This is a genomic window from Arthrobacter sp. TJ-254, assembly GCF_058269175.1.
In genome coordinates, this window is record NZ_JBZCNF010000001.1 from 354,732 (window position 1) to 381,558 (window position 26,827).

General features: G+C 69.3%; 25 protein-coding genes. 20 read left to right on the plus strand and 5 right to left on the minus strand.

Features of this window, described 5'->3' with window-relative positions:
* Positions 1-37 precede the first annotated feature (37 nt).
* From AC4D14_RS01655 to AC4D14_RS01680, 6 genes are all read left to right on the plus strand, one after another.
* Positions 38-1,756: a DUF8094 domain-containing protein gene (locus AC4D14_RS01655; protein ID WP_490899848.1), complete on the plus strand. Its 1,719-nt coding sequence runs from the start codon at positions 38-40 to the stop codon at positions 1,754-1,756.
* Between the two features lie 37 nt (positions 1,757-1,793).
* Entirely contained in the window at positions 1,794-2,753 is a 960-nt protein-coding gene (locus AC4D14_RS01660) for a tetratricopeptide repeat protein (protein ID WP_490899849.1), read from the plus strand.
* A gap of 50 nt (positions 2,754-2,803) precedes the next feature.
* Complete coding sequence (locus AC4D14_RS01665; protein WP_490899850.1) at positions 2,804-3,919, plus strand: NADH:flavin oxidoreductase/NADH oxidase; 1,116 nt, start codon at positions 2,804-2,806, stop codon at positions 3,917-3,919.
* 69 nt (positions 3,920-3,988) lie between these two features.
* Positions 3,989-4,279 carry a DUF3039 domain-containing protein gene (locus AC4D14_RS01670; protein WP_490899851.1) on the plus strand — a complete coding sequence of 97 codons (291 nt, stop codon included), beginning with the start codon at positions 3,989-3,991 and terminating at the stop codon, positions 4,277-4,279.
* Positions 4,280-4,374: 95 nt separating this feature from the next.
* Positions 4,375-5,889, plus strand: a complete 1,515-nt coding sequence (locus AC4D14_RS01675; RefSeq protein WP_490899852.1) for an MFS transporter — start codon at positions 4,375-4,377, stop codon at positions 5,887-5,889.
* On the plus strand, positions 5,886-7,670 hold the full coding sequence (locus tag AC4D14_RS01680; protein ID WP_490899853.1) for a DEAD/DEAH box helicase: 1,785 nt from the start codon (positions 5,886-5,888) through the stop codon (positions 7,668-7,670). Before AC4D14_RS01675 ends, AC4D14_RS01680 begins: the two co-directional genes overlap by 4 nt.
* A 60-nt stretch (positions 7,671-7,730) precedes the next feature.
* Here the strand turns inward: AC4D14_RS01680 and AC4D14_RS01685 are convergent, their stop codons facing one another.
* Both AC4D14_RS01685 and AC4D14_RS01690 read right to left on the minus strand, forming a co-directional pair.
* Entirely contained in the window at positions 7,731-8,351 is a 621-nt protein-coding gene (locus AC4D14_RS01685; RefSeq protein WP_490899854.1) for an isochorismatase family protein, read from the minus strand.
* Positions 8,348-9,664 carry a nicotinate phosphoribosyltransferase gene (locus AC4D14_RS01690; protein ID WP_490899855.1) on the minus strand — a complete coding sequence of 439 codons (1,317 nt, stop codon included), beginning with the start codon at positions 9,662-9,664 and terminating at the stop codon, positions 8,348-8,350. Before AC4D14_RS01690 ends, AC4D14_RS01685 begins: the two co-directional genes overlap by 4 nt.
* Positions 9,665-9,775: 111 nt before the next feature.
* On the opposite strand from AC4D14_RS01690, the gene clpS reads away from it, so the two are divergent.
* From clpS to AC4D14_RS01735, 9 genes are all read left to right on the plus strand, one after another.
* On the plus strand, positions 9,776-10,084 hold the full coding sequence (clpS, locus tag AC4D14_RS01695) for an ATP-dependent Clp protease adapter ClpS (protein WP_490899856.1): 309 nt from the start codon (positions 9,776-9,778) through the stop codon (positions 10,082-10,084).
* Between the two features lie 5 nt (positions 10,085-10,089).
* The gene (locus AC4D14_RS01700; protein ID WP_490899857.1) at positions 10,090-10,656 is read left to right on the plus strand and encodes a DUF2017 domain-containing protein; all 567 of its coding nucleotides are present in this window, start codon (positions 10,090-10,092) and stop codon (positions 10,654-10,656) included.
* 79 nt (positions 10,657-10,735) lie between these two features.
* On the plus strand, positions 10,736-11,653 hold the full coding sequence (murI, locus tag AC4D14_RS01705) for a glutamate racemase (RefSeq protein WP_490899858.1): 918 nt from the start codon (positions 10,736-10,738) through the stop codon (positions 11,651-11,653).
* A complete protein-coding gene (locus tag AC4D14_RS01710) occupies positions 11,650-12,447 on the plus strand; it encodes an MBL fold metallo-hydrolase (RefSeq protein WP_490899859.1) in 798 nt (265 codons plus the stop codon). Before murI ends, AC4D14_RS01710 begins: the two co-directional genes overlap by 4 nt.
* 181 nt (positions 12,448-12,628) lie before the next feature.
* Complete coding sequence (locus AC4D14_RS01715) at positions 12,629-13,447, plus strand: class F sortase (RefSeq protein ID WP_490899860.1); 819 nt, start codon at positions 12,629-12,631, stop codon at positions 13,445-13,447.
* Between the two features lie 76 nt (positions 13,448-13,523).
* Complete coding sequence (rph, locus tag AC4D14_RS01720) at positions 13,524-14,330, plus strand: ribonuclease PH (RefSeq protein ID WP_490899861.1); 807 nt, start codon at positions 13,524-13,526, stop codon at positions 14,328-14,330.
* The gene (gene rdgB / locus AC4D14_RS01725; RefSeq protein WP_490899862.1) at positions 14,323-14,970 is read left to right on the plus strand and encodes an RdgB/HAM1 family non-canonical purine NTP pyrophosphatase; all 648 of its coding nucleotides are present in this window, start codon (positions 14,323-14,325) and stop codon (positions 14,968-14,970) included. The genes rph and rdgB overlap by 8 nt, the downstream gene beginning before the upstream one ends.
* Positions 14,971-15,018: 48 nt before the next feature.
* A complete protein-coding gene (locus tag AC4D14_RS01730; protein ID WP_490899863.1) occupies positions 15,019-15,690 on the plus strand; it encodes a DedA family protein in 672 nt (223 codons plus the stop codon).
* Positions 15,687-16,349 carry a GNAT family N-acetyltransferase gene (locus AC4D14_RS01735; RefSeq protein WP_490899864.1) on the plus strand — a complete coding sequence of 221 codons (663 nt, stop codon included), beginning with the start codon at positions 15,687-15,689 and terminating at the stop codon, positions 16,347-16,349. Before AC4D14_RS01730 ends, AC4D14_RS01735 begins: the two co-directional genes overlap by 4 nt.
* Here AC4D14_RS01735 and AC4D14_RS01740 read toward each other — a convergent pair.
* Positions 16,330-16,941 (minus strand): HAD-IA family hydrolase, encoded by a 612-nt coding sequence (locus tag AC4D14_RS01740; RefSeq protein WP_490899865.1) that lies wholly within the window; start codon positions 16,939-16,941, stop codon positions 16,330-16,332. The genes AC4D14_RS01735 and AC4D14_RS01740 overlap by 20 nt on opposite strands.
* A 94-nt stretch (positions 16,942-17,035) precedes the next feature.
* On the opposite strand from AC4D14_RS01740, the gene AC4D14_RS01745 reads away from it, so the two are divergent.
* On the plus strand, positions 17,036-18,031 hold the full coding sequence (locus AC4D14_RS01745; protein WP_490899866.1) for a 3'-5' exonuclease: 996 nt from the start codon (positions 17,036-17,038) through the stop codon (positions 18,029-18,031).
* Between the two features lie 30 nt (positions 18,032-18,061).
* Here AC4D14_RS01745 and AC4D14_RS01750 read toward each other — a convergent pair whose 3' ends face one another.
* The gene (locus AC4D14_RS01750; protein WP_490899867.1) at positions 18,062-18,550 is read right to left on the minus strand and encodes a GNAT family N-acetyltransferase; all 489 of its coding nucleotides are present in this window, start codon (positions 18,548-18,550) and stop codon (positions 18,062-18,064) included.
* Between the two features lie 66 nt (positions 18,551-18,616).
* On the minus strand, positions 18,617-19,672 hold the full coding sequence (locus AC4D14_RS01755; RefSeq protein ID WP_490899868.1) for an ADP-ribosylglycohydrolase family protein: 1,056 nt from the start codon (positions 19,670-19,672) through the stop codon (positions 18,617-18,619).
* A gap of 148 nt (positions 19,673-19,820) precedes the next feature.
* Between AC4D14_RS01755 and AC4D14_RS01760 the strand changes: the two genes are divergently transcribed.
* The 4 genes from AC4D14_RS01760 (at position 19,821) to AC4D14_RS01775 (ending at position 26,794) form a co-directional block, all read left to right on the plus strand.
* Complete coding sequence (locus AC4D14_RS01760) at positions 19,821-20,879, plus strand: aquaporin (RefSeq protein WP_490899869.1); 1,059 nt, start codon at positions 19,821-19,823, stop codon at positions 20,877-20,879.
* Positions 20,880-21,068: 189 nt separating this feature from the next.
* The gene (locus AC4D14_RS01765) at positions 21,069-22,232 is read left to right on the plus strand and encodes an exonuclease SbcCD subunit D (RefSeq protein ID WP_490899870.1); all 1,164 of its coding nucleotides are present in this window, start codon (positions 21,069-21,071) and stop codon (positions 22,230-22,232) included.
* A 52-nt stretch (positions 22,233-22,284) separates the two neighbouring features.
* A complete protein-coding gene (locus AC4D14_RS01770) occupies positions 22,285-25,374 on the plus strand; it encodes an AAA family ATPase (protein WP_490899871.1) in 3,090 nt (1,029 codons plus the stop codon).
* Positions 25,375-25,507: 133 nt separating this feature from the next.
* Positions 25,508-26,794, plus strand: a complete 1,287-nt coding sequence (locus tag AC4D14_RS01775; RefSeq protein WP_490899872.1) for an MFS transporter — start codon at positions 25,508-25,510, stop codon at positions 26,792-26,794.
* Positions 26,795-26,827: the final 33 nt, after the last annotated feature.

The following is a 26,827-nucleotide window of genomic DNA, read 5'->3' on the forward strand; positions in this document are numbered from 1 at the left end:
TACGACGATAGGTAGCCGAGTGCGTTTGAAAATTGCAGTGCCGATTATCATTGCGGGCGTGCTGCTGATGCTGCTGGGCATCGGCCAGCGCACCCTGTGGGCGCCGTCCGAAACCCGGACCTGGAGCGTTCCGGCGGGGGCGCAGTCGGCGCCCGTGACAGTGATCGACGCCGCCTCGCGGAACTCCGACGCGGCCGAGATCGACATCACCGTCAAGGGTGAGGGACAGTTCACCCTGGCCGTTGGCCGGGCCGCCGACGTCGACGCCTGGGTGGGCAAGGCCGCACACCTCCGCGTCACGGGCAAGGGCGAGGAAGAGCTGACGACGGAGTTCACCGACGGGGAAAAGACGGTTCCCGACCCCCGCGGTGCCGACCTGTGGACGAGCGAGGAGACTGCAGACGGCTCGGTGACCCACCGCTGGCTTGAGCCGGCCGAGGGCGACTGGTCCATCCTGCTCGCTGCGGACGGCAAGCGCCCGGCTCCCGCGGAAATCTCGATCACCGAGCCCAACGACCGCTCGACGCCGTTCGCGGTGCCGCTGATCGTCGCCGGAGCGCTCGTCACGGTGCTCGGCATCGCCCTTGCCTTCGTCACCCCTCGCTCCTCCGGCACCGCCGGGGGCAAGGGAACCCGGCCCGGCGGCCGGGCTCCGGCAGTCGAGGGCTCCCGGGCCTACCTGCGCCAGCAGGGCGCCGCCACGGCACGCCGGGGCGCCCGCCGGCCGCGGATGGCCCATCCTGCTGCCGCCGCAGTACTCGCGCTGGGAATGACCGCGGCCGGGCCCGCCGCCGGGAACGCGGCCACCCAGAAGCCGGAAAGCACAACCACGCCCAGCGCCGCCGCTGGACCGGATAGCGCGGCCGAAGCACCCCCCGTGCTGCTTGATGCCCAGCTCGAGCGCATCCTCGGTTCGGTGGCGGCGACAGTCGCCGAGGCCGATGCGGCCTCCGACGCCGCCCTGCTGAAGTCCCGGGTTTCCGGGGCCGCGGCCAACCTGCGCAGCGGCGGGTATGCCGTCCGGTCCAAGGCGGACGACGTTCCGGCGCCGGTGCCGGTGGCGGCGTCGCCGGTCCTCACCCGCATGATCCCGTCGGGAACGGCATGGCCGCGGACGGTCGTGGCGCTGACCCAGGGCGAGAAGAACCCGGTTCCCCAGGCCCTTGTGCTCAGCCAGGACACCCCCCGCTCGAACTACCAGCTTGTTTCGGCGATCCAGATGCTTCCCGGCACAACCTTCCCGGCGTCGACCCCGGGCAAGGGGCTCACTGAGGTGAAGCCGGACGACGCCGAGGGTCTGGCCATGGCGCCGCAGGCCGCCGTTGCCGCGATCGCCAACTTCCTCACTTCGCCCAAGGGCAAGCACAAGGGAACCTTCGAGACGAACTCCTTCGCCGAGGCGATCACAGACTTCCAGGCGGGGGTGGTCGCGGACACGGATGACGACGCAGCCACCATCTCCTTCAAGCACGACGCCGTCCCGGCCAACACCCGCGCGGTGCGCACCAGCGACGGGGGAGCGGTAGTGTTCGGATACCTCGGACACACCTACTCGAGCGTGCCGAAGGGCAAGGGCGACTCGATCGACCTCAACGGTACGATCTACGAAACCCTGACCGGCAAAGACAAGACGGAAAAAGGCATTGACGTCGGGTACGGCGAGGCCGTGATGATGTATGTACCGCCCGCCGGGAGCAGTGAGAAGATCCGCGTCATCGGCGCCGCCCAGCAGCTCCTCGCTGCGAAGCTCCGCTAGGCAGTCCCCGCTCTCGTCCGATCCGAAAGGCAGAACCTTGTCCACACCTGGGAACCGCGGCAGCGTGCCGCCGGCGTCGATGAACCTCCATGGCGCAGTTGATCTGTCGGCGCTCAAAGCGCGCGCGGAGGCCGCCGCACGGCCCGCGGCGGCTGAGAGCCGCCCCCCGACGGCAAGTCCCTATATCGTTCAGGTCACCGAGCAGACCTTCCCCCAGCTGGTCCAGCTCTCCGCGCAGGTACCGGTGATCGTCGATCTGGGCGCGGTGTGGAGCGAGCAGTCGGTGCAGGTCAGCAGCGTGCTCGAAGCCGTAGCCATTGAGCTTGACGGCCGAGTGCTGCTGGCAAAGGCCGACATCCAGGCCCAGCCGCAGATCGCGTCCGCGTTCCAGGCGCAGGCGGCGCCTACCGTCGTGGCCGTGGTCAAGGGCCAGCCCGTTCCCTTGTTCGAGGGGGCGCTGCCGGAGGAGCAGATCCGGGCCTTCATCGATGAGCTCCTGAAGGTCGCCGAGGCCAACGGGGTGACGGGAACGCTCAACGAAGCCGGTGCGGCAGCGGTGCCGGCGCCCGGCGCCGAGCCTGTGCTGCCGCCCCTGCACCAGGCGGCATACGACGCGATCGAGGCCGGCGACTACGCGGCAGCCGCCGCTGCCTACCGCCAGGCACTCGCCGAGCAGCCCGCCGATGCCGACGCCAAGGCCGGCCTCGCCCAGGTCGAGCTCATGCAGCGCGTGGAGGAGGTCGATGCAGCGCAGATCCGCGCCGCCGGGGCCGAGCAGCCCGACAACCTTGAAGCGCAGCTCGCTGTGGCCGACCTCGACCTGACCGGCGGCCACGTCGAGGACGCCTTCGCGCGCATCGTCTCCTTCATCGCCCGCAGCGCCGGCGAAGACAAGGACGCCGCCCGCAAGCGCCTCCTTGAGCTCTTCGAGGTCGTCGGGTCCACCGATCCGCGCGTGACCAAGGCGCGCAGCGCGCTCGCGCGGGCGCTCTTCTAGCCCCTGCGCGACAAGGCATCATCCGCAGCTGGAACCGCAAAAGGGAAATCATGACAACCGAAGACACTGGGAGCGCCACCCGGCCGGCTCTCTTCACCCCGATCCGCCTGCGCTCGCTCGACATCGAGCACCGCGGCTGGGTTGCGGCAATGTGCCAGTACTCGTGTGACGCGCAGCTGGCGCCAGGGGTTCCGAACGACTGGCACCTGATGCATCTGGGCCAGTTCGCCGCCGGCGGAGCGGCAATGATCATCACGGAGGCCACGGCGGTCAATCCCGAGGCGCGGATCAGTCCCCGCGACGCCGGTCTCTACAATGCCGACCAGGTCGAGGCCTGGCGCCGCATCGTCGACTTCGTCCATACCTACGGTGCGGTCAGGACCAGGATCGCAGTGCAGCTCGCACATGCCGGACGCAAGGCGTCGACCTACTGGCCGTTCAGCCGCCACCACGGCTCCGTGCCGGTATCGGAGAGAGGCTGGCAGACCCTCGGGCCGACCGGGGAGGCGTTCGGCGACTACGCGGCTCCAGCGGCAATGACCGAGGGTGACATCGAAAAGGTCATCGACGACTTCGGGCGCTCCGCCCGTCTGGCCGTCGAGGCCGGGTTCGACGCCGTGGAGATCCACGCCGCCCACGGGTACCTGCTGCACCAGTTCCTCACGCCCCTCGTCAACACCCGCGAGGACGGGTGGGGAGGGTCCGAGGACGCACGGTTCAGGCTCACCCTGGCGGTCATCGACGAGGTCCGCCGGAGCATTCCCGATTCGATGCCGCTGCTGCTTCGCATTTCCGCCTCCGACTGGACCGAGGGCGGGCTCGACGGCGCCGCCTCGACCCGCCTCGCAGAGCGGGCCGCCGAGCACGGGGTCGACTTCGTTGACGTTTCTTCGGGCGGGGCGGTGCCCCACGCGCGGATCCCCGTGGGGCCCGGCTACCAGGTGGAGCTTGCCGAGGCGGTGCGTGCGGCAGGGGTGCCGACCGGCGCCGTCGGTCTGATCAGCGAAGCCCAGCAGGCCGAGTCCGTTGTGCGCGAGGGCCGCGCCGACGCCGTCCTGATCGCCCGCGCCGCCCTGCGCGACCCGCACTGGTGGGTCCGGTCCGCGCACGAGCTCGGCTACACGCTTCCCCTGGCGCCGCAGTACGAACGCGCCGGGCGGTCCTAGGTTTTGCCGCGGACGCCGGCGGCACGCGCGGCGCCGCTGCCAAAAGTGCGCCGGCGATAGAATGGAAAAATGACTATGCCCGTAGACCCTTTCGAGAACGATCCGCTGGAAAGCGCCGGCGGTTCAACAACCACCCTCGAACGCGAGGAAATGCGCCAGGAGGTTGAGCCCGGCGACAGCGAGCGCTTCGCCCACTATGTGCGCAAGGAAAAGATCATGGAATCGGCGTTCACCGGCGAGCCCGTGATCGCCCTCTGCGGGAAGGTATGGACGCCCGGACGGGATCCGGAGAAGTTCCCGGTATGCCCGGAGTGCAAGGAGATCTACAACGGGCTGCGTCCCGGCAAAGACGACTCCTAGTCCCGCCGGCCGGCCGCTGATTGCCCGGCGGCGGCCCGCCGCTGAATGCCCGGTGGAGTTCCCGGGAAGCCTCCGACCGACATCCCAGGGGTGTAATGACTGACAGCTCCACCGTGCCCGCCGGCGCAATGTCGGCAAGGTACCGTCCGCTCACGCTCGGGGTCCTCGCCATCATCACGTGCGCCGCCTTCGAAGCGATGGCGGTGGTGACAGCCATGCCGGCGGTGGCCGCCGAGCTCTCCGGCGAGGCAGCCTACGGGCTGGCATTCTCGATGTACCTGACCGCTTCCCTGCTGGGCACGGTCCTGGCCGGGTCGTGGACCGACGCCCGGGGCCCGAGGCCGGCCCTGGCCGTCGGGATGCTGCTGATGATTGCGGGGCTGATCCTCTCCGGCGCCGCACCGGCGTTCTGGGTGGTCACAGCGGGCCGGGCCGTCTCCGGCCTGGGCGGGGGTTTCGTCATCGTTGCCGTCTACGTGATCATCGGCAGGGTCTTTCCCGCCCAGGCCCGGCCGGTTGTATTCGGATGGCTCTCCGCGGCCTGGGTGGTGCCCTCGCTCGTCGGCCCCCTGGTGGCCGGCGTGGTTGCAGAACAGGCCAGCTGGCGGTGGGTCTTCCTCGGCGTCGCCCCGGTGGTGCTCGCCGCAGTGCTGATCGTCTGGCCGCGCACCCGCGGCCTCGGCCCTCCGGAGCCCGCCGCCGCAGCTCACTGTGGGGGACCGGAAGCTCCAGGAGATTCCCGTTCCGGCAGCCCACGGCCTCGACGCCCCGGGGCGGGCACCGGATGGCACCGGGCTGTGCGCGGACTGGGACTGGCGGGGGGCGTTTTCGCCGTCCAGGCGGCGCTCAGCGGCCTCGACACGCAGGCACCGGGCGGCGCCGGGCTGGCCCTGAGGGGACTCGCCGCCGCCGCAGGGCTCGCGGCGGTGCTCGTGACCCTGCCCGGGCTGCTTCCGCGCGGCACCCTGCGCCTGGCCCCCGGCCTTCCCAGCATCATCGCCACCCGGGGCTTCGTGAACGTCGCCTTCTTCGGCGCCGAGGCCTTCATCCCGCTCATGCTCGTCACGGCGAGGGACTTCAGCGCCGCAACGGCCGGGCTGGCCCTGAGCGCCGGCGCCCTCGGCTGGAGCGGCGGATCCTTCCTTCAGGCACGGGTGCGCTTCCGGCGCCAATGGCTGCTTGTGGCAGGATCAACACTGCTCTCCGCCGCCCTCGGTGGCTTCGCCCTCGCCTCCGGAGCGCAGGCACCGCTGGGCGTGCTGATCGCGGTGTGGGCGCTCGCGGGCTTCGCCATGGGCATGACGCTCTCAAGCACCTCCGTGCTGGTGCTGAAGCTCTCCCCGGACGGCGAGCAGGGACGCAACTCAGCGTCCCTCCAGATCTCCGACCAGATCGGCGGAGTGGTGGGCACTGCTGGAGCAGGCACACTCTTCGCCCTGCTGCGGGACCCCGCCAACCCCGGACAGGTCTCGGTCTTTGTTGCGATCTGGCTGGCTCTGTGCCTGTTCTCCGCAGCAGGTATAGTTTCGGGTCTGAGAGGGGCGCAGGCTGCTGATGCCGGCCCCGATCCGAACACCAAGAAGTCAATGGAAGGTACTGTCCCGGCGTGAGTAGTGACACCCTGTTCGGTGCCGGCCCAGCGCTGCCGCCCGCGTATCCGGAGCGTGCAGCCTGGGGCACCGCACCCAAACTCCGCCAGTGGCAGAGCGAAGCCCTCGAAAAATACTTTGCCAATTCGCCGCAGGACTTCCTCGCCGTCGCAACCCCCGGGGCCGGCAAGACGACGTTCGCGCTGCGGGTTGCCACCGAGCTCGTTGAGCGCGGCATCGTGAACCGCATCACCGTCGTCGCGCCGACCGATCACCTGAAGCGGCAGTGGGCCGATGCCGCGGCGCGGGTGGGCCTCTCGATCGACCCGAACTTCAAGAACGCCGACGGCCGCCACGGCAACGGCTTCATCGGGGTCGCCGTCACCTACGCGCAGGTGGCCAGCAAGCCGATGCTCCACCGTGCCAAGACCGAGGGCGCGAAGACGCTGGTGATCCTCGATGAGATCCACCACGGCGGCGACGCCCTGTCGTGGGGTGACGGAATCCGCGAGGCCTTCGAGCCGGCGGTGCGCCGGCTGTCGCTGACCGGTACTCCCTTCCGCTCCGACACCGCGGCGATTCCCTTCGTCGAATATGTTGAGGACGCCGACGGCATCCGGCGCTCCCGCTCGGACTACACCTACGGCTACGGCGAGGCGCTGCGCGACCACGTGGTGCGTCCGGTGATCTTCATGGCCTATTCCGGCCAGATGCGATGGCGGACCAGCGCGGGCGAGGAGATGGCGGCGTCGCTCGGCGAAGCGGCCGTCACCAAGGACATCACCGCCCAGGCGTGGCGCACGGCGCTCAACCCCGCCGGGGAGTGGATCCCCGCGGTGCTCGCGGCAGCGGACAAGCGGCTCACGGAGGTGCGCCGGTCGGTGCCCGACGCCGGCGGTCTTGTCATTGCCACCGACCATGACGACGCCCGCGCCTACGCCGGCCAGCTTAAGCGGATCACCGGGGAGTCGCCCACAGTGATCCTCTCCGACGACGCCAAGGCCTCCGGCAAGATCGAGGAGTTCTCCGCGGGGGAGCGCCGGTGGATGGTTGCGGTGCGGATGGTCTCCGAAGGCGTTGACGTGCCCCGGCTCGCGGTGGGCGTCTACGCGACCTCGACGGCCACCCCGCTGTTCTTCGCCCAGGCCATCGGGCGCTTCGTGCGTGCCCGCCGCCGCGGCGAGACGGCGTCGGTGTTCCTTCCCTCGGTGCCGAACCTCATGGCTCTGGCGAACCAGCTCGAGGTGGAGCGCGACCACGCGCTCGACCGTCCGACCACGGGGGAGGAGGACGCCTTCGCGCTCGAGGACAGCCTCATGGAGGCGGCCAACCGGCAGGAGAAGGCCTCCGACTCCCTCACCAAGCAGAAATTCGAGGCCCTCGAGTCGCAGGCCTCATTCGACCGCGTGCTGTTCGACGGCGGCGAATTCGGCACGGGCGGCGAGATGGGCAGCGAGGAGGAATTCGACTTCCTCGGGATCCCGGGGCTCCTTGACGCCGACCAGGTGGGCCAGCTGCTGCGCCAGCGGCAGCGCGACCAGCAGTCCCGCCGCCGCGGGCGCGCCGAAGCGGCACCCGCTGAACCGCAGCCCCAGGTTGTCGATCACCGGCAGCTGACCGAGCTGCGCGGGCAGCTGGCCAAGAACGTCGCTGCGTGGTCGGCCCGCTCGGGCACCCCCCACGGGGTCGTGCATACCGAACTGCGGAAGGCCTGCGGCGGCCCCGCGGTCGCCCAGGCCAACGAGGAGCAGCTCCAGCGCCGGCTGAAGAAGCTTCAGGACTGGTTCATCGGCCGGAAATAGGCCAGAACCCGGAAGCGGGACGGCGGGATGCCGGCTTCCGCCGCCGGGAAGGCAATGCGCTCAGCGCATCACCTCGACCCCAGCCGTTTCCAGCTCCTCAAGGGTCTCCTCCACCCGCTCCGCATGGACGGCCCGGGTGAGGCCGCTGAGCAGGGACACGGAGTACCCAGCCGCAAGCGCGTCGAGGGCGGTGGCGCGGACGCAGTAGTCGGCGGCAAGGCCGGTGACCACGACCTCCTCGACGTCGTGGTCGCGCAGCCAGTCGTCCAGGGTCAGCGGGGTCTCCTCGGGGTCCTGGACCGCGCCAAGCTTCTGCTCGCCCGTGGGAACCTCGTCCTCGGGGGCCAGGACGCCCTCGAATCCGGAGTAGGCGGCCTCGAACTGTCCCTTGCGGAACACGGCGTCGAGATTCTCGGTGTCAAGATCCGGATGGAACTCTGCGCCGGGGGTGTCCGCCACGCAGTGGACCGGCCAGGAATCGACGAAGTCAGGGGTCTCCGAGAAGTGGGGGCCCGGATCGATGTGCCAGTCCTGGGTGGCAACGACGTAGTCGTAGTCGGCGGCGTGCTCGTCGGCGTGGTCGCTGATCGCCGCGGCAACCGCTGCACCGCCCTTGACGGCAAGCGATCCGCCCTCGCAGAAATCGTTCTGCACGTCGACGATGATGAGCGCTCGGGTCATGGCAGGTTCTCCTCGTATTCGGTGGGGATGACGGGTTCGCCGCGCTGCAGGCGGTGGACCGCAGCGGGCAGTTCCGCAATGGACTCCTGGTGGTGCCGGGCCGCACGGACCACCGCCTCCGGTCCCGTCCAGCCCGGGAGCACCTCGCCGTTCTTGACGAGCTGGTGAAGCAGCGGCCGGTCGTTACCGTCGTCGTAGGGGGCGGCGCCGATTCCCACGACCTCGGCGGTTGCCACGCCGTTCTCGTCGCGGCGGCGCAGCGCGTACTTCCTGCCTCCCACCGACGCCTTGTTCTTCGCCGACTTGGCGACCGCCACGAAGCGGCCGTCGTTGTCCTCCCTGCTGACCAGCTTGTAGACCATGCCGGCGGTCGGGGCTCCGGAACCGGTCACCAGGGAGGTGCCCACGCCGTAGGCATCGACCGGGGCCGAGGCGAGGAGGCCGATCGCGAACTCGTCGAGGTCCGAGGTGACAAGGATCCTCGTGTTCGGATTTCCGAGGTCATCGAGCAGTTCGCGCACCCAGCGCGCCTGGGCGACGAGGTCGCCGGAATCAAGGCGCACGGCCCCCAGTTCCGGGCCGGCGACCTCAACGGCGGTCCGCACGCCCTTCTCGACGTCGAAGGTGTCGACGAGCAGCGAGGTGCCCGGGCCCAGCGCCGCAACCTGCGCCTCGAACGCTTCGCGCTCCGAATCGTGGAGCAGCGTGAACGAGTGGGCGGCGGTTCCCACGGTCGGAACAGCGTACCGGCGTCCTGCCTCAAGGTTCGAGGTGCTGGCGAAGCCGCCGATGATCGCCGCCCGGGAAGCGGCGACGGCCGCCTCCTCGTGGGTGCGCCGGGACCCCATCTCGATGCAGGGGCGGCCCGCGGCCGCGCTCGTCATGCGCGAGGCCGCCGAGGCGATGGCGCTGTCATGGTTGAGGATCGAGAGGATCAGGGTCTCGAGGATGCAGGCCTCGGCGAACGTGGATTCCACGATGAGGATCGGGGAATTGGGGAAGTAGGCCTCACCCTCGGCGTACCCGAAGATGTTCCCGCTGAACGAGAAATCCGCGAGCCAGGCGATGGTGCGCGCATCCACGACCGCGTTCCGGGAGAGGAACTCAAGCTGTTCGTCCTCGAACCGGAACCCCGCGAGGGCATCAAGCAGGCGCCCGGTGCCTGCGGTGACGCCGTAGCGGCGCCCGTCGGGCAGGCGCCGGGCGAAGGCCTCGAACACGGAGCGGCGCGATGCCGCTCCGGAGGTCAGGGCGGCCTCAAGCATCGTCAGCTCGTACTGGTCGGTGAAGAGCGCTGTGTTTGGCTGATTCATCGGGCGGGTCGCGTTTCCGCTGGCAGGAGTCACAGTCAAAACATTAGCCGGGCGTTCGCTTTGTGAGTACCTGCGGACGACCCGGGAGCACCGCAACCTAGAATGAAAACCATGACACTTGGCGTTGCGACGGACCCCGGCGTGCGGGAAGAGACCCACACCCGCGAATCGATGAACCTTGACCAGCCCTGGGTCGTGGTGGTGTGGAACGATCCGGTCAACCTCATGAGCTACGTCAGCTACGTCTTCCAGACCTACTTCGGCTACAGCGAGGCAAAGGCCCGCAAGCTCATGCTCGAGGTCCACGAGCTGGGACGTTCCGCCGTGGCCGAGGGAAGCCGCGAGAAGGCCGAACGCGACACCGTTGCCCTTCACGGGTACGGCCTGTGGGCAACCTTCGAAAAAGCCGGAAGCGAGTAGGCCCCGTGGCTAAAGCATTCAAGTCAACCCGGCGCGGCATCACCGCCCGGCTCGAGCCCGGCGAAGTGCGGCTGCTGGGCACCCTCTTCAAGGACATCATCTCGATGCTCGAGCCGGAGACCGCTCCGAGCACCGACCCCCTGGCGGCGATGGTGGGCATGGACACCGAGGCGGTGGCGCCCACCGACTCCGCCGTCCGCCGCCTGCTTCCCGACGCGGTGCGCAACGACGACGGCGAGGCCCTCGAGTTCCGGCGGCTCACCGAGCGGTCCCTGCGGGAACAGAAAATCGGGGCGCTGCGCAGCAGCGCGCTGCTCCTCGAAAGTGACCCGATCTCCCTGACCCCGGAACAGGCGCCGCTGATGGCGCAGGCGCTCAACGATGTGAGGCTGGTGCTGGCCGACCGGCTGGGCATCAAGACCGACGAGGACGCCGCACGGCTCCACGGCGTCACCGACTTCGCCGACGCCGAGGATGTCGAGGCCTACCTCGCACTGGTTTACAACTTCGTCACCTGGCTCCAGGAGTCCCTGGTGCAGGCGATGCTCGGCTCGGGCAGGCCGCGGCGCTGAGCACCAATCGGCGAGTGTGATATATCCGACTGGGCGAAAGTTAGTTTCTTCGGCCAACACGTCATATTCTCAGTAGATTATGAGCGCAGACGCGGATGTATTTTCATCGTTGAAGAAAACCGAGGCGCCGATCGGCATCTTCGACTCCGGTGTCGGAGGGCTGACGGTGGCCCGCGCGGTCATTGACCAGCTCCCGCATGAATCGATCATCTACGTCGGCGACACGGCCAACGGACCCTACGGGCCGCAGCCGATCGCGGCCGTACGGGCCCACGCGCTGGCGGTCATGGACGAGCTCGTGGATTCCGGGGTGAAGCTGCTGGTCATCGCGTGCAACTCCGCCTCCGCCGCAGTGCTCAGGGACGCCAGGGAGCGTTACACGGCGAGGTATGGGATCCCCGTGATCGAGGTCATCCAGCCGGCCGTCCGCCGCGCAGTCGCCTCAACCCGCACCGGCAACGTGGGGGTGGTCGGCACCTCGGCAACGGTCAGCTCCCGCGCCTATGAAGACACCTTCGCCGCCGCCCCGCACCTGCGGATCACCTCGGCGGCGTGCCCCGAGTTCGTCGAGTTCGTCGAGGCCGGGGTAACGGCCGGACCCGAACTGCTCTCGGCCGCCCGACGCTACCTGGAGCCGCTCAAGCGGGCGGACGTCGACACACTTGTGCTCGGCTGCACCCACTACCCGCTCCTGACCGGCGTGATCTCCTACGTGATGGGCGACGGCGTCAGCCTCGTCTCAAGTGCGGAGGAGACCGCGAAGGACGTCTACCGGGCCCTCGTCTCGCACGACCTCCTCCGTGCCGACTCCGCCGTGGCCCGGCACCGCTTCATTGCGACAGGGGACGCCGAGAGCTTCGAGGTCCTTGCCCGCCGGTTCCTCGGCCCGGAGGTGCTGGGCGTGCAGCATGTTGACCGTGTCGCGGCCGAATACCCGACCGGAAGCCTCGCCAGGGTCACTCCGGACATGATTGCAGCAGCGGGGCGGACCTCATGAAGCTGACAATCGTCGGCTGCAGCGGGTCCTTTCCCGGCCCGCAGTCCCCGGCGTCGTGCTACCTGGTGAGTGCCGAGCACGAGGGGCGCACCTGGCGGATCCTGCTCGATCTCGGGAACGGATCCCTCGGCGCCCTCCAGCGCTACATCGACCTGCGCCAGATTGACGGAGTGTTCCTGAGCCACCTCCACCCGGACCACTGCATGGACCTGTGCGGGCTCCATGTTGCGGTCCACTGGGATCCTGCCGGATGGGGAAGGGAACGCATCCCGGTCTGGGGGCCTACGGCCACGGCCGACCGGATGGCCACCGCGTACGGGCTCGCGCTGAACCCCGGCATGCACGAGGATTTCGATTTCCACTCGTACAACCCGCGCACCGCCCTGCGGCTGGGCCCCTTCACCATCACCCCGTACCCGGTGCTGCACCCGGCCGAGGAAGCCTACGCGCTGCGCGTCGAGGTGACCGAGCCAAACGCCGGGGGAGTCCCCGAGACCCGGGTGCTCACCTATTCCGGCGACACCGATTCCTGCGACTCCCTGGTCGAGGCCGCTTCGAGCGCCGACATCTTCCTCTGCGAGGCGGCCTTCCATGAGGGGCGCGACGACGGAATCAGCGGTGTCCACCTGACCGGGCGCCGGGCGGGTGCGGTTGCCGCTGCGGCATCGGTGAAGCGCCTGCTGCTGACGCACCTGCCGGTGTGGAACGACGCCAACGTCTCAATCGACGAGGCCCGCGCTTCCTACTCCGGGGAGCTGGCCGTCGCCGTCGCCGGCGTGTCCTACACCGTGTAGGAAACGGTGGAGGACGCCGTCCTACCCGGCCGTGCCGGGTAGACCACCCGCACCGGCGATGTTGAACCGCAGCGGAATCCTCCCCGGGTTTCCCCCGGCGGTGTAGTCTGCGGAAAGCACCACCCCGCCGGGATGCCCGTCCCGGGCCGGGGCCGGTGTCCGTGTGAAAGGTCTCAAGAACATGGAACCAACCCCAACGGGCCCCGCTGAGCGCGGCCTTCCGCCGGAACCTTCGGGCGTGGAGCCCGGCCAGGAGCAGGGGGAACCCGGGCCCGGCGGTGCGGAGGCCGGCCAGGGCTCCGAAGCTCCAGCACGGCGCAGGCCAAGTCTCCGCATGCTGCTTCCGCTGGCGGCACTGCTCGTTGCGGTGCTCCTCGTGCTCATCCCGCAGCTCACCTCGCGCTCGAACGCCTCCGACGAAGCCCAGCGCGGGGCGGTCACCGCACCGGCCAGCGTCCGCCCAACCAGCGCGTCCAGCGCGTCCCCGCCGAGCGCGCCCGCAACGAGCGCGAAGCCCAAGCCGCCGGCCGCCAAGGCGGTGCCCAACCCCGGCCCCGTGGCCGCGGCCCCGACCCGGATCACCGTCGAGGCCGCGGGCATCGACGTGGCCGTGCTGCCGCTGAGCCCCACGGGAGCCGAGCTCGAGAGCCAGACGATCGTTCCCCCGTTCACCGACGACGGTTACTGGCTGACGTCCTACGGCACCCCGGGCGCAGGCTCCAGCAACACCACCTACATCGCCGGGCACAGCTGGGAAGGCCGCGAGGCCCCGTTCGACCGGTTCAGCACCCATACCGAGGTTGGTGACATCATCACCGTCACCACCCAGAAGGGAAAGCTCGACTACCGGGTCGACTCGATCATCACCCACGACAAGGACACCCTCAAGACGAGCGACATCTGGAACATCGTGCCGAACCGCCTTGTCCTCATCAGTTGCTACACGGAGGACCCGTGGGGCAAGAACGTCGTGGTGAGCGCCTCTCCCGTGAAGGGCTGACGCTGCCGCTGCCGGTCTCCGGTCCCTCCGCCGCCGGCCGGGCGGGGCGCCGGTGCCGCCCGATTAGACTGGCTGCATGAGCCAAACGAACGCCCCGTCCCCTTCTTCCTCCCAGTCCGTACCGGAAGGACAGGACCCCGCCCAGGCACGTCGGGCGGACGGCCGCACCCCGGACCAGCTGCGCAACATCAGCATCACCCGGGGATGGTCGAAGCAGGCCGAGGGATCGGCGCTCATCGAATTCGGGAACACCCGCGTGCTGTGCACCGCCTCGCTGACCAGCGGGGTGCCGCGCTGGCTCAAGGGTGAGGGCAAGGGGTGGGTCACAGCGGAATACGCAATGCTGCCGCGCGCCACCAACACCCGCTCCGACCGCGAATCGGTCAAGGGAAAGATCGGCGGACGCACCCACGAGATCTCACGCCTGATCGGGCGCTCGCTGCGCTCGATCATCGACACCAAGGCGCTGGGTGAGAACACCATCGTGCTTGACTGCGACGTCCTCCAGGCCGACGGCGGAACCCGCACCGCCGCCATCACCGGCGCCTACGTGGCGCTCGCCGACGCGATCCGCTACGCGAAGGACAAGAAGCTCATTCCCGCAAACGCCAAGCCGCTGATCGACACCGTCGCAGCCGTGAGTGTGGGGATCATCGACGGCGTGCCAATGCTGGACCTTCCCTACGTTGAGGACGTGCGCGCCGAGACGGACATGAACGTCGTCGTCACGGGTTCGGGGAAGTTCGTCGAGGTCCAGGGAACCGCCGAGGGCGCCCCCTTCGACCGCGCCGAGCTCGACGCCCTTCTCGACCTCGCCCTGCTTGGCACCTCGCAGCTGGCCCAGATCCAGCTCGACACCCTCAAGGACGCCGCCGGTGCCTGAGCATCAGTACCGGCTGGTGCTGGCAACCCGCAACAAGGGCAAACTGCGCGAACTGCGCGAGCTGCTCCGCGGCCAGGTCCCCGGGCTCGACGTCGACACGCAGGTCGTCGACGCCGAGACGGCCGGTGCGGCGGATGTCGTCGAGAACGGAGTCACCTTCGAGGAAAACGCGCTGCTCAAGGCCCGCCAGACGGCGGCGCAGGCCGGCCTCGTGGCTGTCGCGGACGATTCGGGACTCGCCGTCGACGTCCTCGGCGGAGCTCCGGGAATCTTCTCCGCGCGCTGGGCGGGACGCCACGGCGACGACAGGGCGAACCTTGAGCTCCTGCTTGCCCAGTTGGCCGACATCGAACCGGCCCACCGCGGTGCCGCCTTCCACTGCGCGGCAGCTCTCGCCGTCCCCGGGGGCGCGGTGCATGTCGAGATCGGCGAGCTGCGGGGCACGCTGCTCACCGAACCGCGTGGAACCGGCGGGTTTGGGTACGATCCGCTGCTGGTTCCCTCCGGATTCGACCGGACCTGCGCCGAACTCACCCCGGAGGAGAAGAACCGCATCAGCCACCGCGGCCTCGCCTTCCGGGCGCTGCTGCCGCACCTGATCCAGGCGCTTGGGGCACCGGAGGCGGGCGCGGACCACTGACCCGTTTTTGGCGGGCCGGGCGGTGCATAGGGCAGACTTGTTGGCAATATGACTACTTTTCTGCAGCAGGCGCTGACGACCCAGTCCGACGGATCCGCACTAAGCGGAATCTCCCAGTGGGCGGTGGACATCATGGAGACCATCGGTGCTCCCGGTGCCGGCCTGGCGATCGCCCTGGAGAACCTGTTTCCGCCGCTTCCCAGCGAGGTGATCCTTCCGCTCGCGGGGTTCACCGCGAGCCGGGGCAATTTCACCCTGTTCGAGGCAATCTTCTGGACCACCCTGGGGTCGGTCGTCGGTGCCTACGTCCTCTACGCCCTTGGGGCGTGGCTGGGCCGGAACCGGATGCGGGCCATCGTCTCACGGGTGCCGCTGATCGACCTCGAGGATGTCGACAAGGTTGAAGCCTGGTTCAGCCGGCACGGGTACCGGGCCGTGTTCTTCGGCAGGATGATCCCGCTCTTCCGCAGCCTGATTTCCATCCCTGCGGGCATCGAGAGGATGCCGCAGGGCAAGTTCCTGGTCCTGACAACCGCGGGCAGCCTGATCTGGAACTCGATCTTCGTACTCGCAGGCTTCTACCTCGGCGAGAACTGGCATCTGGTGGAGCGGTACGCCGACACCTTCCAGAAGATCGTCATCGTCGCGGTGATCCTCTTCGTTGGCTACTTCGTCGTGAGCAAGGTGCTCAAGCGCCGCCGCTCGCGAGAGGTCCAGTGAGCCCCCTCCCGCCGCGGCTGGCCGAGGTATGGCCGCTCTTCGGCCTCTCGATCACAAGCCCCCGGCTGACGCTTACGCCGATTCGCGACGATCAGCTGCCCGAGCTCATCGATGCAGCCCTCGCGGGCATCCACGATCCGGCCGTCATGCCCTTCAGCGTCCCGTGGACCGACGCGCCGCGGGAAGTCCTCATCCGGGAAACCCTCAAGCACCAATGGCGCACCCGTGCGGCGGTCGAGCCGGAGAACTGGAGCGTGATCTTCGCCGTCGAGCATCAGGGGCGGGTCATCGGCACGCAGGACCTCGCGGCTCGCCGGTTTTCCCTGCTTCGCCAGGTTCGCACCGGGTCGTGGCTGACGCAGTCCGAACAGGGCAAGGGGCTGGGCAAGGAGATGCGCGCGGCCATTCTCCAGTTCGCTTTCGATCACCTCGGGGCCGATTCGGCGGCATCGGGGGCGGCGGCCTGGAACGGAGCCTCGCTGGGGGTCTCCGCGGCGCTCGGATACCGGCCGAACGGCACTTCCCTCGTCGAGGCGCGCCCGGGCGAGGTCGACCAGCAGCAGGCGCTGCTGCTGCAGAAGAGCGAGTTCCGCCGGCCGGAGTGGACGGCCGTGGTCGAGGGCTTCGGCGCCGCCCGCCCTACACTGACAGGCGCTTGAGTTCCCGTGAAAGGTCGGTCGTCGGACCAAGGAGCCTCGCGTCAAGGCCGAGGCTCCGGGCGGCTTCGACGCTGACGGGCGACCCGTCAATGAAGGTCACTGCCTCCGGGGGCGCGTCAAGGGCGGCAAGGACATGGCGGAAGATCTCCTGCGAGGGCTTGACCAGGCCGAGGTTTGAACTGAAGAACAGCCGTTCGAAGTACCGCAGCCAGGGCGCTCCGGAGAAGTTGGACACCATCGCTGCCGGCATGTTCGAAAGCAGGGCAAGCCGCGCCCCCGAGTCCGCGAGCTCATCGAGGACATCGAGGGTCTCAAGGTTGTAGTGGGACCACTGCCCGGCGTCGAGGGCGTCGAACCACGCGGCGCGGGCCGGGGGGACACTGCGCCCGGTGACGCGCGTCCAGTAATCGGCGGAGGAGAGAAAACCGGCTTCGAAGGCGCCGCGGAGGGCCCAGTATGCGGAGGTGGGGTGGCGCAGGAGAGCTGCGGTTTCCTCCTCGAGGAAGTCCCAGTCCGCTGCGGTTGGCGCGGTCGAAATCACCGCGGCGTAGTCGAAGAGATACCAGTGCGGGCAACGGCTTGATCCGATCATGATTCAGCGTACGGGCCGGAACCGGTATGCGCAGTGGCCGCTGCGTAAACGTTATGTGAACTCAATCGGTGTTTGGCGCCGGTAGCCTTGTCTAGTGGGAATTGAGTTCACGGCTATCGACTTCGAGACAGCCAACGGGTTCCGCGGATCGCCCTGCGCCGTGGGATTGTCAAAAGTACGCGACGGCCGGATCGTCGAAGAAGCGCATTGGCTGATGCGTCCACCTCCCGGCCACGACGCCTTCGACTCCCGCAATGTGGGTATCCACGGGATCACCGCGGACATGGTTGCCTCGGCACCGCGCTTCGGCGACCTGTTCCCCGAAATCGGCGGCTTCATCGGGGATGACATCCTCGTGGCTCACAACGCCGCCTTCGACCTTGGAGTGCTCCGCTCGGCCCTTGAGGTCTCCGACCTGCCGGGCCCCGGGTGGGACTACGCATGCACGGTTGTCCTCTCGCGGCGCAGCTACTCCCTTGCCTCCTACTCCCTGCCCTTCGTCGCCGAAGCCGCGGGGGTGCCGCTCCTCAACCACCACGACGCCGTCGAGGACGCGCGGGCGTGCGCCGGAATCCTCATCGATATGGCCCGCCGGCAGGAGGCAGCCTCAGTGGAGCACCTGCTCGCCTCCCACGGTCTGCCGCTTTCGCGGGCCGAGCCCTACCTTCCAGGAATCGATGAGCTGTCAAAGGCAACGAGGACGGCCCTTGCCAAGGCGGCCGCCGGCATCGTCGAATGGGTGGGCTGGCCGGAGGAAGGCAGCAACCCCGACCCGAATAGGCTGGCGGATCCCTCCCACCCGTTGTACGGGCAGACAGTGGTGTTCACGGGAAGCCTCGGGATTCCGCGTCCTCAGGCAAAACGGCAAGCCGCGCACGCCGGAGCCCAGCCCGCCAGCGCCGTGACGCGCAAAACGACAGTGCTGGTTGTAGGCGATGGGTTCGTCGCATCGGATCTGCGCAACGGCAGGGTCACCGGCAAGGCCCGCCGCGTCCTCGAACTCCACGAGCGCGGCCAGCAGATCGAGGTGCTTTCAGAAGCGGAGTTCCTGCAGATGGTCGGCGGGCGCTGGCCGGAGGGCAGCCAGTAGGGCTGGGGACGCTTCCGGCCCGGCCGCCGGTCAGAGGAGGAGCTTGAAACCCAGGTGGGACTGCTCGAAGCCGAGCCGCTCGTAGAAGCGGTGGGCCGACGTCCGTGACTGGTCGGACGTGAGCTGGGCGAGGCCCGCACCACGCCTGCGCCCTTCAGCGAGGGCCCATTCGACCATCGCCCTGCCCAGGCCGTTGGAGCGCAGCGCCGCCTCGACCCGCACCGCTTCGAGCTGCAGCCTCGTCGTCCCCGCCCGGGCGAGGCCGGGGATGAACGACAGCTGCATCGTTGCGACCACACGCCCCGCATGGTCGACGGCGACAATGAGCAGTTGCCCGGGATCGTCGGTGATTGCCCGGAACGCGCGGTGGTACGGGCCCATGGCCGCGGGATCCGTGCGCTCGGTTGGAGCACGGAGCTGGTCCGCGGCCAGCAGCGCAACAATCGGTTCGACGTCGTCTTCGGTCGCCGGTCTCAGCCGGTAGGCGCCCTGGAGTACCGGGGTTTCGAAATGTTCCACGCTGCAGTCTTCCACGACTTGCGGCTTCCGTACGGACAGGCTCTCACTGCGGCGTAAGGCAGCCCGCTAGGCAGTTTCCCCGGTGGTCGCCGCGATCAGGGACTCGGCGAGGGCGGCAACCACGTCGGCACCCTCGAGCCGGTCCAGCCAGTCCCGGGGCAGTGCCCCGGAGCCGTGGAGCGCTCCAACGATATTGCCCGTGATCGAGCCGGTGGTGTCGCTGTCGCCGTCGTGGTTCACCGCCAGGGCAAGGGCCACCGCCACGTGCGCCGACGGGTCGGGACCGCTTGACGCCAGAGCGGCATAGACCGCGATGGCGAGGGCTTCACCGGCGAGCCATCCTCCGCCGAGCTCGGCGGTAAGCCGCTCGGGAGCTGCGGGACCGGCCTCAGCGAGGGCGGCCGCCCGCCCGAGCTGCGCCGCCAATTCCGTGGCGCCAAGTGCTTCGGCGTGGGCGACGGCGCCCCGGACGGCTGCCTCAAGCGGCAGTTCCTCATTCACGATCGACCGGATGAGCCCTGCGAACACCGCTGCGGGATACTGGGCGGCTGGATGCCCGTGGGTGAGGGCTGCTCCGTCAAGGGCGAGCCGGTCGCCCATTTCCGCCGGGATCCGCGGAACCAACCCGAATGGGGCCGAACGCATCACCGCTCCGGCTCCCTGCGCGTCCGGATTGAGCGGTTTGCGCCGGGTTCCCATGATCCCGCTGCGCAGGCCCGAAAGGCATGCGGCTCCGGGGCCGCGAAGCTGCCGCAGCACCGGTTGGGCGTCAATCCAGCGCGGAGGCGGCACCGGCGCCGGAGCCGAGGGTGTTTCCCCCTGGGTTCCGAGCCAACGCAGGTAGGCGAGCCAGAGGCAGGCGAGTTCATCGGCGGCAACCCCGTCATTGGCCCACTCGAGTGCTTCGACCAGCCCGTCGACTGTGTAAAGGGTGAGCTGGGTGTCATCGGAGAAGGCAAACGGTTCATCGAGGAGCCCCGGGTTGGTCAGGCCCTGGGCACCGAACCGCTCGCGGATATCCGAGACGCTGTCCATTTCCACCGCGTACCCGAGGGCGTCGCCGAGTGCTCCTCCGAGCAGGGAGCCGTGCACCCGCTCGGGGTATGTTGCTTGTTTTGGCATTTCCTCAGTCTAGGACGGGCTGAGGCGCCCCGTTCCACCCAGTGAGCCCCGGGCCACCTTCAGCACCCACCCAGCTTAGGATGGAACGCTGAACGGGTCGGCGCCTGAACCGGCGCAGTAGACCACCGCCTCCAAGCAAAGGACTTTCATGTCGCAGATCGCAGTGCCCCCATCCGCGGAGCCGGCCACCGCGCCGGCAGCCCCAACCATTCTGCCGCTGCGCAGCTACGGGCTGCCCGCGCGTTCAGCGGCGGAAGCAGCAGGGTCGTTCCTGCTGGTCTTTGCCGGGCTGGGCGTGACGATACTGAACACCCAGGCGGGAGTGCAGCCGACACTGGCCTTCGGCTTCGCGCTTGCTGCGGCGATGGTCGCCTTCGGTTACGTCTCCGGCGGGCACTTCAACCCGGCTGTGACCCTCGGATCCGCCGCCGCCGGCCGCACAGCGTGGCAGTCGGTGCTCCCGTACATCCTGTCCCAGCTTGCCGGGGGTGCAGCGGCGGCGGGCCTGCTCTGGCTCCTTGTCAGCGCCAACGCGCAGCTCACCGACGTTTCAGGCCTCTTCGGAAGCGCTGCCAACGGGTTCGACGAGCACTCGGCGGCCCAGTTCCCGCTGACCAGCGCCTTCCTCGCTGAAGTCGCCGCGACGGCCATCCTCGTCGCCGTTTTCCTCGGCGCGACGTCGCACTCGGCGCACCGGGGCACCGCACCCTTCGCCGTGGGCCTGACCTATGCCGCCCTGCTCACCTTCCTGCTCCCCATCACGAACGGCTCGCTGAACCCCGCCCGCTCAACGGCTTCGGCGATCTTCACCGGAACCTGGGCCCTCGAACAGCTGTGGCTGTTCTGGGCCGCACCCGTGGTTGGTGCTGTCATTGCCGGGCTGATCTACCGCAGCATCGATGCCGACCCCGCCGTCCGGATCTCCCGGCCCAAGAATGACGGCGGCGAAGGCAAGGACGCGGTCCCCGCGAAGAATGCCGCCGCCGCAGCCTCGCAGGCGGAACGCAGCGAAGAGGGCGGACATTCCGAGCCCGCAGCCGACACCGCAGGCTCCGCAGCACCCGCCGGAACGACGGCGCACACGGATGAGCGTGCGACCGCCGACGGGCAGGCCGCGGAGCCCTCCGTCCGCCCGGCACCGGCCGACGCCGATGCCGAGGTGCGCTCGTTCTTCGATAAGAATCCGGGAACCACGGGCCGAAACTGACCCGTCCTGCCGGTGCTTCCCACCGGTCCTCCAGCCCGTGTTTTCCGTCCCGGTCGACGTGCCGGGCCGGAAGCGCGGGCGAGGATCTTTGGGGAGCGAACCGGCTGGCCGGTGCCTGCCGTCGACCTCTTCGTGCCGCGCCCGCGCGGTGTCTCAGGATTGTCGGCAGCAGGCGCTAGCGTTGAAAACATGCGGTTACTTCATACCTCCGACTGGCACCTCGGGCGGTCCTTCCACGGCACGGGGACCCTTCCCGCGCAGCGCCTCTTCATCGACAATCTCGAGAAGACAGTGCGCGAATCGGACGTCGACGTCGTTCTGATCTCGGGCGATGTGTACGACCGCGCGCTTCCCGGCGTCGAGGTGATCCAGCTCTTCGACGAGGCCCTCGACCGCCTGCGGGCCGCGGGCGCGGAAGTGGTCGTTTCAAGCGGAAACCACGACTCCGCCACCCGGCTGGGCTTCGGCGGCCGCATCCTTGAGCGTGGGGGCGTGCACCTGCGCACCCGCGTCAAGGACATCGGCCGGCCCGTCACCTACCGCCTCGGAGACGGGGCCGAACTTGCCGTCTACGGCATCCCCTATCTCGAACCACGGGTGGTTGCGGACGCCCTGGGGGCCGAAAAACCCACCCACTTCAGCGTGACCGCGGCCGCACTGGACCTCATCCACGCCGACCTCCGCCGCCGCCGCGCCTCCGGCACCGTGCATTCGCTGGTCATGGCACACACCTTCGCCAGCGGAGGAATCACCTCCGACAGCGAACGGGAGCTGGCGATCGGCGGCCTCGGCGCGGTGCCACTCGACCTCTTCGATGGGTTCGATTACACGGCACTTGGGCACCTCCACGGCCAGCAGCGGCTGTCACCGACCGTTCGCTACTCTGGATCGCCCCTGGCGTATTCCTTCTCCGAAGCCCGCCAGACCAAGGGCGCATGGCTCGTGGAATTCACAAACGCCGGCCTTGGACCGATCACGCCGGTCAAATGGCCCGCCGCGAAGGAGCTTGCCGTGTTCGCCGGCCGCCTCGAGGAGATCCTCGCCGACGAAGCGCTCAACTGGGCCGAAGATGCCTACTGCCAGGTCACGCTCCTTGACGCGGAACGTCCGCCCCGCGCAATGGAGCGGCTGCGGTCGCGGTTCCCGGGGACCCTCGTGCTGGCGTTCGAACCGGAGGGTCAGGCGCAGCAGGACGGCCGCACCTACAGCCAGCGCATAGCGGCGGCGGTTGATGACGCCGACATCTGCTGCGGCTTCCTCGAGCACGTGCGTTCGCGCCAGGTCTCCGCCGCCGAACGGGAACTGCTCGCGTCAACGGTTGACGCCGCGCTCAGCCAGGCTTCGGAACGATGAGGCGGCGGACGGCCGGGATGTTGACGCGCGCCGCGGGCCGGGCGGGCGCCGCGTGAGGATTTCGAGCCTCGAGATTCAGGCTTTTGGTCCATTCGCAGAACGCCAGCGGGTGGACTTCGACGCCCTGAGCGCCCAGGGCCTGTTCCTGTTGAACGGACCCACCGGGGCCGGGAAGTCGAGCGTGCTCGACGCCATCTGCTACGCGCTGTACGGCTCGCTGCCCGGGACCCGCTCCGGCGCCAAGCGGCTGCGCAGCGACCACGCCCCGGAGGGGCTCGCCCCGGAAGTCGAAATGGAATTCACCATCGGTATCCGGAGGTTTCGGGTCAGCCGCTCCCCGCAGTGGGAGCGGCCGTCCAAGCGCGGCGGCGGCACGACAACCGAGCAGGCGCGCGTCCTGCTTTCGGAGCTCAGGGACGGCGACTGGGTCCAGCTCTCCGCACGCAACGACGAAGCGGGCCTCGAAATCCTCGACCTGCTCGGCATGGACAAGGAACAGTTCACCCGGGTGGTGATGCTGGCCCAGGGCGAGTTCGCGGCATTCCTGAAGTCCGATGCGAAATCCCGCGGCGCGCTGCTTCAGCGGCTCTTCGCCACCGACCGTTTCGAGAAGATCGAAAACCTGCTCCACGAATCGGCGCAGAAGGCCGCATCGGCCCTTGCAGCCGCCCAGGAGGCGCAGCACCGCACCGTGGAACGGGCCATCGACGAGGCCCGCCGCCACGGCATCGCCGGTGCATCCGACGGCGACGGTACGGCGGTGCCCGCCGGCGGGGACGGCGGCCCGGCGGCGCTCCAGCCACTCCTCGAGCAGCTCAAGGCCAAACACGCGGCCGCCAAGGACTCGGCTGCCCGGTCGGCGCGGCTGCTCGTCGAGGAGAAGGAGAGCTCCGCTGCGCTTTCCGCCGCACGGAGGCGTGCCACCGCGCTCGCCCGCCTTCGGGCCGACGAGGAGGCCCACGCCGCGGAACGGACGACCGTCGAGCTGCGCAGGGCGGCACTCGACCGACACCAGCTCGCGCAGGTGCTGGAAGGCGTGCTCTCAGCGGCAGAGGAGGCCGAGGGTGAGCACCAGCTGTGCCTTGGCCAATGGTCCGAGGCACTGGGCGCGCTCCGCGCTGATCCGGCCGCCCTGGAGTACCTCGCCGGCGCCGCCGCCGACCCGGTTATGGAACCAGCCGGCGCTGAAGCAGCGGACCCGGGTGCCGGAGAGCTCGCCGACGCCGTCAATGCCATCTCGTCCGACCTCGGGGCGCTGCGCGCGGCGCTTCCCGAGGAAGAGCGGCTGCGGGGGTTCTCGCGCAAGGCCGACGAACTCGCCGCCGATGTCGAAGCCTTCCGCGGCCGCGACGCCGAACTGGCAGGTGCCCTTGCGGTGCTGGCGTCCGAGAAGGCCGATCTGGTGAAGGACCTTGAAGAGCACCGGGCGGGGGCCGCGCTTGAGGGGCGCCGCGCTGAGCTGCTTGAAACCGCCCGGCAGCTCGAATCGACAATCGCCGAATACGGCGCCGCCGACAAACGCCGCGCCGAAGCGGAACGGGTGTACTCCACGGCCCACGAGGAGCACCTCGCACTCAAGGAACTCTGGCTGGAGAAGCTCCAGCTGCGGCTCGAGCAGGCCGCCGTCGAACTCGCGGCCCAGCTTGAGGACGGCGAGCCCTGCGCGGTCTGCGGAAGCCCCGAGCACCCGGCCCCGGCGCTCACCGACGGCACCGCCCTGGTCACGCATGACATCGAACAGGCGGCACGGCGTTCCGCCGCCGACGCCGAAGCGCGCCTGAACCAGGCACGCGCGGCGCGCGACGCCGCCGTGCTCGAAACCGCACGACTCGCAGCCCGCGGCGGATCCGGAGACGCCGGTGCAGCCCGCGATGCAGCCGCCGTTGCGGCGGCACAGCTCCGCGAGGCGCAGGACGCGCGCCGGGCCGCCGACACCGCTTCCGCCCGCCTCGACGAGGTCACAGCCAAGGAGCGCGAGCTCAGCTCGCAGCAGGAAGCCGCGCGGCAGGACGCTGCCGATGCTGCAGTGCAGCTGCGGGGCGTCCAGGAGCAGGCGGATGAGCTGACGGAGCGGCTGAAAGGCTACCGCGGCACCCACGAAACGCTCGCCGCGCGCGTCGAAGCCCTCCAGGAGACCCACCGGCTGCTCATTCGGAGCCGGGAGGCCCTTGAAGCAGCAGACCGGAGCGCCCAGCGCACGGACCGCTCGGCACGCGCCCTCGCGCAGGCCCTTGACGGTTCCTCCTTCGCCGCCGCCTCCGACATCCGCGAGGCGCTTCTCGGCCCCGCGACGCTTGCCGACTACCGGGAATCAGTCCGCAGCTACGAGGCAACTGCCCACCGGCTGGCGCTCGAAGCAGAGGGAGGCGAGATCGCCGCAGCACTTGACGACGAGCGCCGCGGGTTGAGCATCCCCTCCGACGCGGAACTCGAAGCGCTCACCCGGGCCCACGAGGCCCTCGCTGAACAGGCGAGGAGCGAAGACCTCGCAGCCGGGCTGCTCGGGCATTCAGTGGCTCAGCTCGAAGGGCTGAGCGCCACGTTCGCCGAACAGGAGGCGGCGGTGGGCCCCCTCCGCGAAAAGCATGCCCTGCTTCAGTCGGTGGCAGACTCCGCCCGCGGCGGTGGTGAGAACCTCTACAAGATGTCCCTGAGCACCTACGTCCTTGCCTCCCGCCTTGAACAGGTGGCCGAAGCCGCCACCGAGCGGCTGCTCGCCATGTCCGACGGCCGGTATGCCCTCGTGCACAGCGACGCCCTCGCCGGCAACCGCAAGGCAGGACTCGGCCTGAGCGTCGTCGACGGCTGGACCGGGAACCGCCGCGACACCTCCACCCTTTCCGGCGGCGAATCGTTCATGGCGTCGCTTGCGATGGCGCTTGGCCTCGCAGACGTCGTGCAGCAGGAGGCCGGCGGGCTCGAGATTGAGACCCTGTTCGTCGACGAGGGATTCGGCTCCCTCGACGACCAGGCGCTTGAACAGGTGATGGACGCGCTGGAGGGGCTGCGCAGCGGAGGCCGGGTCGTGGGCCTCGTCAGCCACGTCGCCGAATTGAAGCAGCGCATCCCGGTCCAGCTCCAGGTCCTCAAGGGACGGCAGGGCTCCACCCTCCGTTTCGTGGAGGACCTGGCCGCGATCTAGGCGCTGGGCGCCCCCGGCCCGCTTGTCGCTGCCACACCGGGGACCGCCGGGGTTTCGTGTACAATTGTCGGGTTACCGGGTAGGGCGCATCGGGAGGAGGGACGATGCGCGATCTCAGCCACCCGGATATCTAATGTTCCAGTTTCCCCGTTCCACTCCAGCGGCCAAACAGCCGCGCACTCCCCGCACAGCAAGCCGCCTCGGCCGCTTCGGGCTCCTCCCCGAACTTGCGGGCAATTCCTTCCTTCCGATCGGGTTCATAGCCCGGCTTCCGCTCGCGATGCTCACCGTCGGCGCGCTCACGCTCGTGACCTCCGCCAGCGGCTCCTATGCGCTCGGAGGGTTCGCCGCCGGGGCCGTGGGCGTCGGCTCGGCAATCGGGGCGCCTGTCTTCGGATTCCTCGCGGACCGGCTGGGCCAGCGGATGGTCCTCCTCACCACCTCGGTCCTCAACACGCTGGCGATCCTCACGGTCCTTATTTTCGGGGCATCGGTCACTGCGACAACAGGCGGGCCGGCAGTGCTTGCCGCCGCGTTCGCCATGGGCCTCACCTCGCCGCAGATCGGTCCGATGGCGCGTGTGCGCTGGGTTGCGCTGACGCAGGGCCGGCGGGCCGATGACCTCGACACCGCGCTTTCCTACGAAAGCACCGCTGATGAACTGACATTCGTGCTCGGGCCCGCACTCGTGGGACTGCTCGCGTCTTTGGTGGCTCCGTGGCTTCCGCTCGCCCTCGCCGCCGTGCTGACGATCGCCATGGTGACGGCGTTCGCCCTGCACCGCACCGGAAGGGCCGTCGCCCCCACCTCCGGCCGGCGCCGCACCCACGCCTCCGCTCCGCGCCGGAGTTTTGTGCTGATCGCCGTGCCCGTGCTCGGGATGGTCGCGATGGGAACGTTCTTCGGATCGACCCAGACGGCGCTCACCGCTTTCGCTGGACAGTTCGATGCGGCCGAAGCGGCGGGCCTCCTGTACGCGGTCATGGGACTGAGTTCGGCCGCGGCCGCGCTGTCGGTGGCCTACTGGCCCCGCGCTTTCGGCCACCCCTGGCGGTGGGTCCTTTCCGCCGCGGCAATGGCCGCCCTGAGCGGGCTGTTCTTCCTTCCGGGCACCATCCCGCCGATGCTCCTCGTCCTGTTCCTGCTCGGCATCCCGGTCGGACCGACGATGGTCACGATCTTCAGCATCGGCTCGGCCGTTGCCCCACCCCACCTGCTCGGTACCGTCATGACCCTGCTGGCCAGCGGAATCGTCGCAGGCACCGCCATCGGGTCGGCAGCCTCCGGGGCGCTGGCAGATACGGCGGGGCCCACGGCGGCCTTCCTCGTCTCCGTTGCAGCCGCCGGCGCGCTGCTCCTGCTCGGCCTGGCGAGCGTGCTCGGCCTGCGGACAAAGACCGCTTCCCCGGCGGCCGGCTAGTCCGGAACAGGCGCACACCCGGGCGCGGCTGCT